This window comes from Kitasatospora sp. MBT66 (genome assembly GCF_000710405.2).
In the GTDB taxonomy this organism is placed as follows: Bacteria; Actinomycetota; Actinomycetes; order Streptomycetales; family Streptomycetaceae; genus Kitasatospora; species Kitasatospora purpeofusca.
Genome location: NZ_JAIY01000010.1, coordinates 110,798 through 125,341, shown reverse-complemented (window position 1 = coordinate 125,341; position 14,544 = coordinate 110,798). Strand labels below are relative to the sequence as shown.

The following is a 14,544-nucleotide window of genomic DNA, read 5'->3' as shown; positions in this document are numbered from 1 at the left end:
CCGGGGAGCGATCCCCGGGGGCCCTTCGCACGCTGTCAGTGGCCGGATCAGCCGCTGAACTCCTCCTGGCTGCGGTGGGCCTGCTGCAGCAGCTCCTCGACGCCGGCCAGCTCGGACTCCAGCTTCGCCGTCCGGGAGGCGTTGCCGGCCGCGCGGGCCTTGTCGAGGTCGGTGCGCAGCTTGTCGGCCTTGGCCTGGAACAGGCCGACCATGCCGGCCGCGCGGGCCTTGGCCTCCGGGTTGGAGCGCTTCCACTCGCTGTCCTCGGCCTCGCGGATCGCCCGCTCGACCGTGTTCAGCCGGCCGTCCAGCTTCGGGCGGACGTCGCGCGGCACGTGGCCGATGGCCTCCCAGCGCTCGTTGATCTCGCGCAGCGCCGCCTTGGCGGCCTTGAGATCGGTGATCGGCAGGATGGTCTCGGCCTCGGCCGCCAGCGCCTCCTTGAGCTTCTGGTTGGCCACCTGCTCGGCGTCACGCTCGCTGAACACCGCCGAACGCGCCTGGAAGAAGACGTCCTGGGCGCCGCGGAACCGCGCCCACAGCTCGTCCTCGATGTCGCGCTGGGCGCGGCCGGCGGCCTTCCAGCGCGCCATCAGGTCGCGGTAGCCGGCCGCGGTGTCGCCCCAGTCGGTGGACGAGGAGAGCGCCTCGGCCTCGGTGACCAGCTGCTCCTTGGTGAGCCGGGCCTGCTCGCGCTCGGCGTCCAGCGACGCGAAGTGCGACTTGCGGTGCTTGGAGAAGACCGAGCGGGCGTGCGAGAAGCGGTGCCACAGCTCGTCGTCGCTCTTGCGGTCCAGCCGGGGCAGGGCCTTCCAGGTGTCCACCAGGGCGCGCAGCCGGTCGCCGGCCTCCCGCCACTGGGTGGACTCGGCGAGCTGCTCGGCCTCGGCGACCAGCGCCTCCTTGGCGGTGCGGGTCTCGTCCTGGGCCTTGGCGCGGGCGGCCTTGCGCTCCTCGCGACGGCTGTCGATCTCGCCGGTGAGCGTGTCCAGGCGCTTGGCCAGCGCGGCCAGGTCGCCCACCGCGTGCGCCTCGGTGACCTGCTCGCGCAGGTGCTCCAGCGCGGCCTGCGCGTCCTTGGCGGCCAGGTCGGTGGTGCGCACCCGCTTCTCCAGCAGGCCGATCTCCACCTCGATGCCCTGGTACTTGCGCTCGAAGTAGGCGAGCGCCTCCTCGGGCGAGCCGGCCTGCCAGGAGCCGACGACGCGTTCGCCGTCCGCGGTCCTGACGTAGACCGTGCCCTGCTCGTCGACACGGCCCCACGGGTCGCTGCTCATAGCGCGTCCTCCACATGACGTCGCGCCCACCGCCGGGGCGGAAGGCGTCCGTCGTCCACAGTTGATGTGCGGCGGACCGATGAGTCCGCCGTCCCCGTCCGCCGTGTCCTGCTTGCCGAGGGTGACGGCCGGCGGGTCTGGGCACCCTATACAACGCCAACATAGGCGACCAGGCCCGGTGCTGTCCGCATCCGGGCCGGGCGATTTCGGGTCCGGGGCCGCCCGGCGGGCCGCGGGGGGCGCCGCCGGGCCGGTCCCGGGGTGGATCAACCCTTGGCGGCGGTCACCGAGTTGAGGGTGACGTCGGCCATCGGGTGGCCGTCCGTGCCGCCCTCCAGGGTGCCCGCGGCGGCGATCTTCTGGAGCACGTCCAGACCGCCGGTGATCTTGCCGAAGGGGGTGTAGTTCGGCGGCAGCTGGGTGTCCTTGTAGACCAGGAAGAACTGGCTGCCGTTGGTGCCGGGGCCGGAGTTGGCCATCGCCACGGTGCCGGCCGGGTAGGTCGCGCCGGTGAGGTTCTCGTCGGCGAACTTGTAGCCCGGGCCGCCGGTGCCGCCGGGGGCGGTCGCGCTGGCGGTCGGGTCGCCGCACTGCAGCACGAAGATGCCGTCGGTGGTGAGGCGGTGGCACTTGGTGTGGTCGAAGTACTGCTCGCCGGCCAGGAAGGCGAAGGAGTTGACCGTGTGCGGGGCCTTGGCGGCGTCCAGCGCCAGCGTCACCTTGCCGCAGTTGCTGTCCAGCGTCGCGGTGTAGGTCGCCTTGGCGTCCACGGTCATGGCCGGCTCGGCCTGCCACTGCTTGCCGTTCGGGGCGCCCGGGGCGGCCTCGCCGCAGCCCTCGACCGCCTTGCGGGTCGGGACCGACGGCTCGGTCGGGGTGGGCGCGGCCTGGGCGGCGGGGTCGCTCTTCTTCTTGTCGTCCGAGTCGAAGGCGCCGGTCGCGAACAGGGTGCCGCCGCCGGCCAGCACGACCACCGCCAACGCCGCGCCGAGCACGCTGTTGCGGCGCTTGCGCGCGGCCGCCGCGGCGGCCCGGCGCTCCGCCTGGCGTTCGTACTTGTCCCGGGCGAGCTGCCGCCGCCGCTGTTCGCTGGTGACCACCGGCTTTGTCTCCTACGGATGTGCTGGTCGCTGATGTGTGGGCCTCGTGTGTGCGATGCCGATGCGGATCATCGCACCCATCGGCGGCCAAGTGTAGGGACCGCGACCGTAAGAACGGGGTGAACCTGTCAGGTCGAAGTGAACCTGTCACCCGGATCTGGTTCGCAACCGGACCCGGACCGCCGGTAGGCTGCCCCTGCAGTCACAGCTTGTAGCAGCAGCCGGAGCCACCGCGGCGGCCGAAGCCCGAGAGACCGAGACCGAAGGACGCGCGTGTTCATCGCCGGATTCCCCGCAGGAGCCTGGGGCACCAACTGCTACCTGGTCGCGCCGGGACCGGGCGAGGAGTGCGTCATCGTCGATCCGGGCCACCAGGCCGCCGCCGGCGTCGAGGAACTCGTCCGCGAGCACCGGCTGAAGCCGGTCGCGGTGCTGCTCACCCACGGCCACATCGACCACGTCGCCTCCGTGGTCCCGGTCTGCGGCGCCAAGGGCGTCCCGGCCTGGATCCACCCCGAGGACCGCTACATGATGAGCGACCCCGAGCGGGCGCTCGGCCGCTCCCTGGGCACCCAGCTGATGGGCGAGCTCACCGTCGGCGAGCCGGACGACGTCCGCGAGCTGACCGACGGCAGCGTGCTGGAGCTCGCGGGCCTCTCGCTCACCGTCGACCACGCCCCCGGCCATACCGGGGGGTCGGTGACGTTCCGGACGCCCGGCGCCGAGGAACTCCCTCCGGTGCTCTTCTCGGGCGACCTGCTCTTCGCCGGCTCCATAGGGCGGACGGACCTCCCGGGCGGGGACAGCGAGGCGATCATGCGCTCGCTGGCCCGGGTGTGCCTGCCCCTCGACGACGCCACCGTGGTCCTCTCCGGCCACGGCGGACAGACCACCATCGGCCGCGAGCGCGCCACCAACCCCTACCTCCGACAGGCAGCGGGGGCGGACGGCGCCCCGGCCTTCCCGCGACGAGGAATGTGACGGAAGAGAAGTTGAGCACCTTCACCGCCCCCAAGGGCACCTACGACCTGCTGCCGCCCAGCTCCGCGACCTTCCTGGCGATCCGCGAGGCCATCGCCGCCCCCGCCCGCCGGGCCGGCTACGGGTACATCGAGACCCCGGTCTTCGAGGACGTCAAGCTGTTCTCCCGCGGTGTCGGCGAGTCCACCGACATCGTCTCCAAGGAGATGTACACCCTCACCACCAAGGGCGGCGACGAGCTCGCGCTGCGCCCCGAGGGCACCGCCTCCGTGCTGCGCGCCGCGCTCCAGGCCAACCTGCACAAGCAGGGCAACCTGCCGGTCAAGCTCTGGTACTCCGGCTCGTACTACCGCTACGAGCGCGCCCAGAAGGGCCGCTACCGCCAGTTCTCGCAGGTCGGCGCCGAGGCGATCGGCGCCGAGGACCCGGCGCTGGACGCCGAGCTGATCATCCTCGCCGACGACGCCTTCCGCGCGCTCGGCCTGAGCGACTACTCGCTGCTGCTCAACAGCCTCGGCGACAAGCAGTGCCGCCCGGTCTACCGCACCGCCCTGATCGACTTCCTGGCCGGCCTGGACCTCGACGAGGACACCCGCCGCCGCGCCGAGATCAACCCGCTGCGCGTCCTCGACGACAAGCGCGAGTCCGTGCAGGCCCAGCTCGTCGGCGCCCCGATGCTGCGCGACTACCTCTGCGAGGACTGCAAGTCCTACGACGAGAAGGTCCGCGAGCTGCTCACCACCAACGGCGTGGCCTTCACCGACGACCCCAAGCTGGTCCGCGGGCTGGACTACTACACCCGCACCACCTTCGAGTTCGTCCACAACGGCCTCGGCGCCCAGTCCGCCATCGGCGGCGGCGGCCGCTACGACGGCCTGTCCGAGATGATCGGCGGCCCCGCGCTGCCCTCGGTCGGCTGGGCGCTCGGCGTGGACCGCACCTTCCTGGCCCTGGAGGCCGAGGGCGTCGCCCTCGACCTGCCGGCCGCCACCTCCGTCTACGCCGTCGCGCTCGGCGAGGAGGCCAAGAACGTCCTGTTCGCCAAGGTGGTCGAGCTGCGCCGGGCCGGCGTCGCCACCGACCTGGCCTTCGGCGTCAAGAGCATCAAGAACGCCATGAAGTCCGCCGACCGATCCGGCGCCCGCTTCGCCCTGGTCGCCGGCGACCGGGACCTCGCGGAGGGCGTGGTCCAGCTCAAGGACCTCACCACCGGCGAGCAGAACCCCGTCGCCCTCGACGCACTCGTCACCACCCTGAAGGAGAAGCAGCTGTGATCCGCACGCACGACGCGGGCACGCTCCGCCCGGAGCACGCAGGCACCACCGTCACCCTGGCCGGCTGGGTCGCCCGCCGCCGCGACCACGGCGGCGTCGCCTTCATCGACCTGCGCGACGCCTCCGGCACCGTGCAGATCGTGGTCCGCGACCTCGACTCGGTGCACGGCCTGCGAGCCGAGTACTGCGTCAAGGTGGTCGGCGACGTCCGGGTCCGCCCCGAGGGCAACGAGAACCCCGACATCCCGACCGGCGCCGTCGAGGTCGTGGTCAGCGCGATCGAGGTCCTCTCCGAGGCCGCTCCGCTGCCGTTCCCGGTCGCCGAGTACGAGCCCGGCACGGTCAACGAGGAGGTCCGCCTCCGCTACCGCTACCTCGACCTCCGCCGCGAGGGCCCGGCCAAGGGCCTGCGCCTGCGCTCCAAGGTCAACAACATCATCCGCCGGGTGATGGAGGACAACGACTACCTCGACATCGAGACGCCGTACCTCACCCGCTCCACCCCCGAGGGCGCCCGCGACTTCCTGGTCCCGGTCCGCCTCCAGCCCGGCCACTGGTACGCCCTGCCGCAGTCGCCCCAGCTGTTCAAGCAGCTGCTGATGGTGGCCGGCATGGAGCGCTACTACCAGATCGCCCGCTGCTTCCGCGACGAGGACTTCCGCGCAGACCGCCAGCCGGAGTTCACCCAGCTCGACATCGAGGCCTCCTTCGTCGACCAGGAGGACATCCTGGCCCTCGGCGAGAAGATCATCGGCTCGATCTGGCGCGAGGTCCACGGCTACGAGGTCCCGAACCCGCTGCCGCGGATGACCTACGCCGACGCCATGGGCCGCTACGGCTCGGACAAGCCGGACGTCCGCTTCGGCCAGGAACTCACCGACCTCACCGAGTACTTCCGGGGCACCGAGTTCCGCGTCTTCCAGGCCCCGTACGTCGGCGCCGTGGTCATGCCCGGCGGTGCCTCGCAGCCGCGCAAGCAGCTCGACGCCTGGCAGGACTGGGCCAAGGCGCGCGGCGCCAAGGGCCTCGCCTACGTGCTCATCGACGCCGAGACCGGCGAGCTGCGCGGCCCGGTCGCCAAGAACCTCTCCGAGGAGCACCTGGCCGGCCTCGCCGCCGCCGCCGGTGCCAAGAACGGCGACGCGGTCTTCTTCGCGGCCGGCAAGGAGCGCCCCTCGCAGGAGCTGCTCGGCGCCGCCCGACTGGAGATCGGCCGCCGCTGCGAGCTGATCGACGAGTCCCAGTGGGCCTTCCTCTGGGTCGTCGACTTCCCGATGTTCGAGCCGATCGAGGACGACAAGGGCGCCTTCCAGGGCTGGCACGCGGTGCACCACCCGTTCACCGCCCCCACCGCCGAGTCGCTGGCGACCTTCGACACCGACCCGGGCAGCGCCCTGTCCAACGCCTACGACCTCGTGCTCAACGGCTCGGAGCTGGGCGGCGGTTCGATCCGTATCCACCAGCGGGACGTGCAGAAGCGGGCGTTCGACGCGATCGGCCTCTCCGAGGAGGAGGCCGCCTCGCAGTTCGGCTTCCTGTTGGACGCCTTCAACTACGGCCCGCCGCCGCACGGTGGCGTCGCCTTCGGCCTCGACCGGATCGTCACCCTGCTCGGCGGGTACGACACCATCCGGGACGTCATCGCCTTCCCGAAGACGTCCACCGGCGGCGACCCGCTGACCGGCGCCCCCACCCCGATCACCCCGGCGCAGCGCCGCGAGGCCGGCGTGGACGCCCAGCCGAAGGTCCGCGAGGACGCCAAGTCCGAGGCGCAGCCGAAGGCCTGACATTCCGTCGGCCGGCATCGGCTAACCTTTCACGGCCCCGGACAGCAACCGCGCTGTCCGGGGCCGGTCCACAACGGCGTGCGACAGAGAGAGGGATCCCCTGTGAAGGTCAGTACCAGAATCGAGTGTCCCGAGGACGCTCCTGCCACCAGACGAGTCCACATGGCCGCCTTCCCCGGCCCCGACGAGGCCGACCTGGTCGACGCGCTGCGCCGCGACCCGGCCTGGGTGCCGGAGCTGTCGGTGGTCGCCGTCGACGACACCGGGCTGGTCGTCGGCCACGCGCTGCTGTCCCGGCTGCGGGTCGGCGAGGGCGCCGGGTTGGCGCTCGCGCCGGTCGCCGTCGCGCCCGAGTGGCAGCGCAAGGGAGTCGGCGAGCTGGTGGTCCGGGCCGCGCTGGCGGCCGCCGAGGAGGCCGGCGAGAAGCTCGTCGTCGTGCTCGGCGACCCGGACTACTACGGGCGCTTCGGCTTCATCCCGGCCCAGCGGCACGAGGTGAGCGGCCCGTTCGAGGTGCCCGAGGGGTACTTCCAGACGCTCGCCCTGCCCGGCTACGACGGCTCCCCGAGCGGCCTGTGCCGCTACCCGGAGCCCTTCGAGGCCGTCTAGGACGTTCCGGGGCTCTCCGGGGCCTCCTGGGGCGCGTCCTGCGACGGGCCCGGCGGGGTGTCCCGAGCCCCCCGCCCGTCGACCCGGTTCCCGAGACCTACCGTGGCCCGGCAACTGCGCACGAACGCGGCCATGGCAGGTGTCGGCGTCCGGTCCTTGGGCCAGTACAGCCCGACCTGGCTCGGGCTCAACCCTCGCACCGGCCGGTACGCGACATCCTCGCGCGGTGCCAGCCGACTCATTGTCTCCGGGGCGAAGCCGACGCCCTGGCCGCACACCACCGCGGCCAGCCACTCGTCGGTGTTGTGCGCCACCGCGCCGATCCGCACCGGTCGCCCGCCCCGCTCCCGGACCGCCAGCCAGTAGTCCCGCCAGTGCCCGGACTCGTGCGGGATCGCCACGAAGGGCTCGTCGAGCAGCTCCTCGAAGTCGATCACCGCACGCCCGGCCAGCCGGTGCCCGGCCGGCAGCGCCGCGCAGCGCGGCTCCTCGCCCAGCACGGCCACGTTGTAGCGCCGGGCCAGCGAGGGCGGCGCGTGCCAGAGGGTCAGGTCGATCTCGCCGGTGGCCAGGCCGGAGGTCGGGTCGAACCAGTTGTTCTGCCGCAGCTCCACCTGCCAGCCCGGCATCCGCCGGGCGAAGTCCGCGACCGTGCGCCGGGTCATCAGGTTGATGATGCCGCCCTCGAAGCCCACCCGGAGCGTCGAGCCGTGCTCCGCCGAGGCCGCCCGGGTGGCGCGCAGCGCCTCCTCCCAGCCGGCCATCAGCGCGTCGGTGTGCGCGGCCAGCGCCAGGCCGGCCCGGGTCGGGGTCATGCCGTGCCGCGAGCGTTCGAACAGCTCGACCCCGAGCAGGGTCTCCAGCTGCCGGATCTGCTTGGTCAGCGCCGGCTGGGAGACCAGCAGCCGGGCCGCCGCCGCGGTCAGCTGCCCCTCCTCGCAGACCGCGGCGAAGCCGCGCAGCAGACGGGTGTCGACATCCATGCCCCCAGGTTATGGAACCGGCGATTGGACCCGTTCGGCAGGGCTGGGTCATGGTGGGTCGTTCGGTCTTCGGACCGGTCGACGGGGGAGCCCGGCAGCGACGGTTCAGGGGGCCGCCGGTGCCGGGCCGGAACCCTCCCGGCGCGCTGCCGCCGCCCGGCCGGGACCTGCGGGCGCCCGCCCCAGGACGTACGGTGAGGGATCATCAGCACCCCGCCGAACGGAGACGCCCAGGTGGCAGCCAAGGCCCAGCGCGAGCGGAGCGCCCCCGAGGGGCGGAGCACCCAGGACCGGCCGGCCGGTCCGGACGGGCCCGGCGGTCGGGCCGACAGGCTGGCGAGGAAGCCGTACGAGCGCGAACTGCTCCGGCTCCAGCACGAGCTGGTGAAGCTCCAGGAATGGGTGCGCGCCGAGGGCGCCCGGCTGGTGGTGGTGTTCGAGGGGCGGGACGCGGCCGGCAAGGGCGGTGCGATCAAGCGGGTGACGGAGTATCTGAACCCGCGCATCGCCCGGGTCGCCGCACTGCCCGCGCCGACCGAGCGCCAGCGCACCCAGTGGTACTTCCAGCGGTACGTCGAGCACCTGCCGGCCGCCGGGGAGATCGTGCTGTTCGACCGCAGCTGGTACAACCGCGCCGGGGTGGAGCGGGTGATGGGCTTCTGCAGCGAGGAGGAGTACTGGCAGTTCCTGCACCAGGCCCCGATCTTCGAGCGGATGCTCGCCGAGTCCGGACTGCTGCTGCGCAAGTACTGGTTCTCGGTCAGCGACACCGAGCAGGAGCGGCGCTTCCGGGACCGGCTGGCGGACCCGATGAGGCGCTGGAAGCTCTCGCCGATGGACGTCGAGTCGATCACCCGCTGGGAGGACTACTCGCGGGCCAAGGACGAGATGTTCCTGCACACCGACACCCCGGAGTCGCCCTGGCACGTGGTGGAGAGCGACGACAAGCGGCGGGCCCGGATCAACATGATCGCCCACCTGCTCTCCACCGTCCCGTACCGCGAGGTGGGCCCGCGGCCGATCGAGCTGCCGGAGCGCCCGGCCTCGCAGGGCTACCGGCGGCCGCCGCGGGACCTCCAGAAGTACGTGCCGGACCACGCGGCCCGGCTCGACGGGTAGCGCCGCTCCCGGGGCCGGGGGCGGCCGCCGTCGCGGTCGCGGTCGCCGCGGATCCGGGGCGGGCTGTCGGAGGGCTCGCATAGGCTTCCGGTGTGGACGAACCGGACCTCTTCACCGCCGCCGCCGAGGAACGCCAGGCCAAGGAGCCCGGACGGGCACCGCTCGCCGTGCGGATGCGCCCGCGCACCCTCGACGAGGTGGCCGGTCAGCGGAAACTGCTCAAGGACGGCTCCCCGCTGCGCCGGCTGGTGTCGGGGTCGCGCGGCCCGGCGGCGACCAGCTCGGTGATCCTCTGGGGCCCGCCGGGCACCGGGAAGACCACGCTCGCGCACGTCATCAGCCAGGCCGTCGAGGGCCGCTTCGTCGAGCTGTCCGCGATCACCGCCGGGGTGAAGGAGGTCCGCGCGGTCATCGACGGCGCCCGGCGCGCGGTCGGCATGAGCGGCCGGGAGACGGTGCTCTTCCTCGACGAGATCCACCGCTTCTCCAAGGCCCAGCAGGACTCCCTGCTCCCGGCGGTGGAGAACCGCTGGGTGACCCTGATCGCCGCGACCACCGAGAACCCGTACTTCTCGGTGATCTCCCCGCTGCTCTCCCGCTCGCTGCTGCTCACCCTGGAGTCGCTGACCGACGACGACGTCCGGGCGCTGCTGCGCCGCGCGGTCGTGGACGAGCGCGGTCTGGGGGGCGCGGTGGAGCTGACCGCGGAGGCCGAGGACCACCTGGTCCGGCTGGCCGGCGGCGACGCCCGCAAGGCGCTCACCACGCTGGAGGCGGCGGCCGGGGCGGCGCTGGAGCAGGGCGAGCCGGAGATCACCCTCGCCAGCACCGAGACCGCCGTCAACCAGGCGGCCGTCCGCTACGACCGGGACGGCGACCAGCACTACGACGTGGCCAGCGCGCTGATCAAGTCGATCCGGGGCAGCGACGTCGACGCCACGCTGCACTACCTGGCCCGGATGATCGAGGCGGGGGAGGACCCGCGCTTCATCGCCCGCCGGCTGATGATCTCGGCGAGCGAGGACATCGGCCTGGCCGATCCGACGGCGCTGTCGACGGCGGTGGCGGCGGCCCAGGCGGTGGCGCTGATCGGCTTCCCGGAGGCGCGGATCATCCTCTCCCAGGCGGCCATCGCGCTCGCCCTGGCGCCCAAGTCCAACGCCGCCTACCTGGCGATCGACGCGGCGCTCGCGGACGTCCGACAGGGCCTGGCCGGGCCGGTGCCGCCGCATCTGCGGGACGCGCACTACGGGGGCGCGGGCAAGCTGGGGCACGGCAAGGGCTACCAGTACCCGCACGACCTGCCGGAGGGCATCGCGAGCCAGCAGTACGCGCCGGACGCGGTGCACGGGCGGGCGTACTACCGGCCGACCCGGCGCGGCGGGGAGGCGCGGTACGCGGACGTCGTGGAGTGGACCAGGGGGCGGCTGCGGGGCGAGCCGGCCGGGCCGGCCAAGGCGGAGTCGAGGGGCGCGGCGAAGGCGGTACCCAAGGCGGTACCCAAGGCGGAACCCAAGGCAGAGCCGAAGCCGGAACCCGAGCCGGAGCCGAAGCCGGAACCCGAGCCGGAGCCGAAGCCGGAGAGCAAGGCGGACCCGAAGGCGGGATCGAAAGCGGCCCCGGAGAGTGTGACGGAGGGGGACCGGGAGGCCGGGTGAGGGGGCCGGTGATCTGCCGGTATACTCGGCCGGAGTGCCATGTCCCGGGACGGCGGTGGGGGAGACCCGACCGACCGGCCGCACCAGCGGGACATCGGCCGTAGACCCCCTCCGGGGGGTCCGCACCAGGAGCGTCGCGCACCGTCTCGGTGTCGCGGGCGACCGGTTCCCGGTCCGCCCGTGTGACCAGCACATTCGTGCCCGGCTCCGGAGAGCGGCTGATCGCACTGCCTCAGGGCGGTGGGGTTTTCTCCGGGCCGCGACATGCGACCTCCGTCAACACCTGGTGAAGCCGTAGTCGTCAGTAAGGAAGGTTTGGTTCATGGCGAACCAGAAGCGTCCCAAGGTCAAGATCGCGCGTGCGCTCGGCGTGCCGCTGACCCCGAAGTCCGTCAAGTACTTCGAGGCCCGCCCGTACCCGCCCGGCCAGCACGGCCGTGGTCGCAAGCAGAACTCGGACTACAAGGTCCGTCTGGTCGAGAAGCAGCGTCTGCGCGCTCAGTACGACCTGAGCGAGAAGCAGATGGCGCGCGCGTTCGACCGCGCGAAGAAGGCCGAGGGCAAGACCGGTGAGGCGCTCGTCGCCGAGCTGGAGACCCGCCTCGACTCGCTGGTGCTGCGTTCGGGCATTGCCCGCACCATCTACCAGGCCCGTCAGATGGTCGTCCACGGCCACGTCGAGGTCAACGGCGGCAAGGTCAACAAGCCGTCGTTCCAGATGAAGCCGGGCTTCGTGGTGACCATCCGCGAGCGCAGCAAGGAGAAGGTCCCGTTCCAGGTCGCCCGTGAGGGTGGCAACGCGGGCGAGGGCCAGACCCCGAAGTACCTCGAGGTCAACCTGAAGGCCCTGGCCTTCCGCCTGGACCGCGCGCCGCAGCGCAAGGAGGTCCCGGTGATCTGCGACGAGCAGCTCGTCGTCGAGTACTACTCGCGCTGACCCGCGAGCGGTATCACCTGCGGTACCCAGCGAGCCCCCGTCGCCCTTGTGGCGGCGGGGGCTCGCCCCTGTGCGGGGGAGGTTCTGCCTCGTACCGGGTGTACCGGGTTCGTCAGAGCTGCTCGCCGGTCATCGCGGCGACCAGCCGCAGGTGCGGCCGGGCCTCCTCGTGGCGGCCCTGGCGCTCCAGGGTGCGGCCCAGCATCAGCCGGGCGTAGTCCTCGGCCGGGTCGGCGTCCAGCACAAGGCGCAGCTCCGCCTCGGCCCGGCGGAGCTGGGCGGAGTGGAAGTAGCTGCGGGCCAGCAGCAGCCGGACCGACAGGTTGGCCGGCTCCTCGGCGAGCACTCCCTCCAGCATCCGGGCGGCGTCGGTGTACGCCTTGGAGTCGAAGTAGAAGTTCGCCATGCGGTACTCGTCGGCGAGGTTGGTGGCCACGGGGTGCTCCTTCCGAACGGGCCGGTTGTTCCGCCCCCTCCAGCAAGGGACAAGTTTCAACTATTCCCGGGGCGGTGCCGGGCACCCGCAGGCTTCACCGGGCACCCGCAGGGATCACCGGGATCACCGGCCCACCGGCGAGGGCTGCGGGGCCGGCGGCAGCGGCCCCGGTCCCGGCCGCGCCCCCGGGCCGCCCGGGTGCTCGCCGCCGCCCAGCGCGCGGTGCACGGCGGCGTCCAGGTCGAGCCGGGTGCCGGTGGTGAAGAAGTCGGCGTACTCCTGCTCGGTCAGCCCGGCGACGGCGCGCTCCTCGCAGGCCCGGTGCGGGCCGTTGAAGGTGCGGGAGCCGAAGAACGGCTTGCCGACCGCCTGCCAGATCCGGTGCGCCGCGCCCTGCAGCACCCGGGCCTCGCGCAGGTCCCCCGGCTCGCCCGGGCCGGCCGGCTCGGTCTCCAGCAGCGCCAGCAGGTCGATCGCCAGCACGATGCCCAGCAGGTCGTTGAAGAGGTGGTTGAGCCGGACGCTCTCCCGGGCCAGCGCCCGGGCCGGGCGGACCTCGCCGTTCAGCCAGTGCGAGTACGCGTATGCGTACAGCCCGTACGCGTACGCCCACTGCTCGCCGTGCTCCTCGCACAGCTCGCGGATCTGGGCGAGCCACAGCTCCCCGCTGTCCTGGTCGCCCTGGAACAGGTAGGCGATGCCCAGCTCGAACATCGCCATCAGGACGTTGCTGTTGAGCTCGCCGATGGTGCGGTAGTGCCAGAGCGCCTCCTCGAACAGCTCGGCCGCCCGGGCCGGTTCGTCGCCGATCAGCGCCGCGCAGCCCTGCCGGTGCACCGCGTAGGCGAGCGCGCGGTCGTCGCCGGTGGCCAGCGCCTGGCGGCGGCACTCCTCCAGCGCGGGCCGGGCGGAGACCAGGTCGCCCTGCAGGGTGGCCGTGTAGCCGGTCACCCAGAGCGCCTTGGCCCGGGCCTCGGTGGGCTCGGGGGCGAGGGCGAGGGCCCGGTCGAGCCAGTGCCGGCCCTCGCCGAGGTGGCCGCAGCCGACCCAGTAGAACCACAGCGTGCCGGCCATCAGCAGGGCGATCTGCTCCTCGCCCGGCTCGGCCAGGCAGAACTCCAGGGCGGCCCGCAGATTGGTGTGCGCCAGCTCGGTCCGCTCGGCGGTCTCGGCCTGCCGGGGGCCGAACCACTCGACCTCGCCCCAGGTGGCCACGCCCAGGTACCAGTCGCGGTGCCGGCACAGCAGCCGGTTCTCCTCGCCGGCCGCGCGCAGCCAGCGCAGTCCGTACTCGCGGAGGGTGTCCAGCAGCCGGAACCGGACGCCGAAGGGGCTGTCCTCGCGCAGCACCACGGACTTGGCGACCAGCTCGGTGAGCAGGTCCAGCAGCTCGTCCGGATCGACGCCCGCGCCGCCGCAGACGTACTCGGCGGCGTCCAGGTCGAAGCCGCCCGCGAAGACCGAGAGGCGCGCCCAGAGTAAACGTTCCTGCTCCGTGCAGAGCTCGTGACTCCAGCCGATCGTCGTCCGCAGGGTCTGATGACGCGGCAGCGCGGCCGGATCGCCGCCGGTCAGCAGCCGGAACCGGTCGTCCAGCCGGGCGCCGATCTGCTCCACCGACAGCGCCCGCAGCCGCCCCGCGGCCAGCTCCACCGCCAGCGGGATGCCGTCCAGCCGCCGGCACAGCTGGGCGATCCCCTCCGCGTTCGCGGCGGTGACCGCGAACGACGGCAGCACCGCCCGGGCCCGGTCCGCGAACAGCAGCACCGCGTCCGGCAGTGCCCCCGGGGCGATCGCGCCGGGGGCGCCGACCGGCAGCGGCGCCAGGTTCAGCAGGTGCTCCCCGGCCGTCCGCAGCGCCACCCGGCTGGTCGCCAGCACCCGCAGCCCCGGCAGCGCCCGCAGCAGCGCCACGGCCAGCTCGGCGCAGGCCGGCACCAGGTGCTCGCAGCCGTCCAGCACCAGCAGCAGCCGACGCCCGGCGAGCCGCTCGGTCAGCACCTCCACCGGGGCCCGCGTCGTCCCGTCGGTCAGCCGCAGCGCCTCCAGCACGGCGTGCCCGAGCAGCTGGCCGTCCTGCACCGGGGCCGCCTCGACCAGCCAGGTGCCGTCCGGGAACGCCCCGGCCGCCCGCGCGGCGGCCCGCAGGGCGAGGCGGGTCTTGCCGACCCCGCCCGGGCCGGTGACCGTCACCAGCCGCCGCTCGGCCAGCAGCAGGGCCAGCTCGGTCAGCTCGCGCTGCCGGCCGACGAAGCTGGTGACCTCCGCCGGGAGCCGCCCCGGCACCGGCCGGTCCGGCCGTGGTGTGGAATCCCGATCCAACCCCTGCTCCCCGTTTCGAGGCCCAGGCCGGTTCGGCCCGGGCGTCCGGCGCGGCCGCGTG

The 14,544-nt window shown here is 73.1% G+C and carries 11 protein-coding genes and 1 pseudogene; 7 read left to right on the top strand and 5 right to left on the bottom strand.

The genetic code is table 11. The features are described from left to right. Nucleotides 1-47: 47 nt before the first annotated feature. Together BI06_RS25145 and BI06_RS25140 are read right to left on the bottom strand one after the other, a co-directional pair. The gene (locus BI06_RS25145; RefSeq protein WP_043471824.1) at nucleotides 48-1,277 is read right to left on the bottom strand and encodes a DUF349 domain-containing protein; all 1,230 of its coding nucleotides are present in this window, start codon (nucleotides 1,275-1,277) and stop codon (nucleotides 48-50) included. A gap of 266 nt (nucleotides 1,278-1,543) precedes the next feature. Next, nucleotides 1,544-2,377 (bottom strand): peptidylprolyl isomerase, encoded by an 834-nt coding sequence (locus BI06_RS25140; RefSeq protein ID WP_030396038.1) that lies wholly within the window; start codon nucleotides 2,375-2,377, stop codon nucleotides 1,544-1,546. 273 nt (nucleotides 2,378-2,650) lie between these two features. Here BI06_RS25140 and BI06_RS25135 point away from each other — a divergent pair, with 273 nt between their 5' ends. The 4 genes from BI06_RS25135 to BI06_RS25120 all read left to right on the top strand — a co-directional run bounded on the left by BI06_RS25135 (nucleotide 2,651) and on the right by BI06_RS25120 (nucleotide 7,028). Next, nucleotides 2,651-3,358, top strand: coding sequence for an MBL fold metallo-hydrolase (locus tag BI06_RS25135; RefSeq protein ID WP_030396039.1), 708 nt, complete (start codon nucleotides 2,651-2,653; stop codon nucleotides 3,356-3,358). 11 nt (nucleotides 3,359-3,369) lie between these two features. After that, a complete protein-coding gene (gene hisS, locus BI06_RS25130) occupies nucleotides 3,370-4,632 on the top strand; it encodes a histidine--tRNA ligase (RefSeq protein ID WP_043471822.1) in 1,263 nt (420 codons plus the stop codon). Then, nucleotides 4,629-6,419 (top strand): aspartate--tRNA ligase, encoded by a 1,791-nt coding sequence (aspS, locus tag BI06_RS25125; protein WP_030396041.1) that lies wholly within the window; start codon nucleotides 4,629-4,631, stop codon nucleotides 6,417-6,419. The genes hisS and aspS overlap by 4 nt, the downstream gene beginning before the upstream one ends. A gap of 162 nt (nucleotides 6,420-6,581) precedes the next feature. Beyond that, nucleotides 6,582-7,028: a GNAT family N-acetyltransferase gene (locus tag BI06_RS25120; protein WP_078880309.1), complete on the top strand. Its 447-nt coding sequence runs from the start codon at nucleotides 6,582-6,584 to the stop codon at nucleotides 7,026-7,028. Here the strand turns inward: BI06_RS25120 and BI06_RS25115 are convergent. Then, on the bottom strand, nucleotides 7,025-8,011 hold the full coding sequence (locus BI06_RS25115; protein WP_030396043.1) for a LysR family transcriptional regulator: 987 nt from the start codon (nucleotides 8,009-8,011) through the stop codon (nucleotides 7,025-7,027). The two genes, BI06_RS25120 and BI06_RS25115, sit on opposite strands and share 4 nt — an antisense overlap. 333 nt (nucleotides 8,012-8,344) lie before the next feature. On the opposite strand from BI06_RS25115, the gene ppk2 reads away from it, so the two are divergent. The 3 genes and pseudogenes from ppk2 (at nucleotide 8,345) to rpsD (ending at nucleotide 11,725) form a co-directional block, all read left to right on the top strand. Next, nucleotides 8,345-9,130 (top strand): polyphosphate kinase 2, encoded by a 786-nt coding sequence (ppk2, locus tag BI06_RS25110; RefSeq protein ID WP_030396044.1) that lies wholly within the window; start codon nucleotides 8,345-8,347, stop codon nucleotides 9,128-9,130. A 92-nt stretch (nucleotides 9,131-9,222) separates the two neighbouring features. After that, nucleotides 9,223-10,569: pseudogene (locus BI06_RS25105) on the top strand (replication-associated recombination protein A); the annotation flags it as partial. A 541-nt stretch (nucleotides 10,570-11,110) separates the two neighbouring features. After that, entirely contained in the window at nucleotides 11,111-11,725 is a 615-nt protein-coding gene (gene rpsD, locus BI06_RS25100; protein WP_030396046.1) for a 30S ribosomal protein S4, read from the top strand. 112 nt (nucleotides 11,726-11,837) lie between these two features. Here the strand turns inward: rpsD and BI06_RS25095 are convergent, their stop codons facing one another. Further along, entirely contained in the window at nucleotides 11,838-12,131 is a 294-nt protein-coding gene (locus BI06_RS25095) for a tetratricopeptide repeat protein (protein ID WP_051742183.1), read from the bottom strand. 153 nt (nucleotides 12,132-12,284) lie between these two features. Further along, complete coding sequence (locus BI06_RS51160) at nucleotides 12,285-14,483, bottom strand: hypothetical protein (RefSeq protein ID WP_051741807.1); 2,199 nt, start codon at nucleotides 14,481-14,483, stop codon at nucleotides 12,285-12,287. Between the last annotated feature and the right edge of the window lie 61 nt (nucleotides 14,484-14,544).